At 52.3% G+C, this 277-nt stretch carries 1 protein-coding gene; it reads right to left on the reverse strand.

Going from position 1 to position 277, the window contains the following annotated elements; genetic code table 11:
• Window positions 1–277, reverse strand: a 277-nt coding sequence (locus IV91_RS18275; RefSeq protein WP_150112547.1) for a helix-turn-helix domain-containing protein, incomplete at both ends; no start/stop codon positions are given.

Below are 277 nucleotides of genomic sequence, written 5' to 3' on the forward strand. Positions count from 1 at the left end.
CCGGCGAGACTTGAACGTGGGATAACCCGATTCCTTCTTGAAGAATTTTGTAAAAGCCGTATCCAGGTGACGAAGCGATTGCTGCAGGACGACCGACGACACTTCACTCAACCATGATGTTTCAGGATCCTGTTTCAGACCCTTGAGGCGTGCCGCCAAATCCTTGTAGTACACGCGCTGACCGTTGTTGTAGAAGGCAGTCGACCTCTCCTTCAAGCCCCAATTGTAGATCCATCGCGCACAACCAAACGATCGCGCAAGCTGATCGGCCTGATCA

Source organism: Ferrovum myxofaciens (assembly GCF_000735045.1).
Taxonomy (GTDB): domain Bacteria; phylum Pseudomonadota; class Gammaproteobacteria; order Burkholderiales; family Ferrovaceae; genus Ferrovum; species Ferrovum myxofaciens.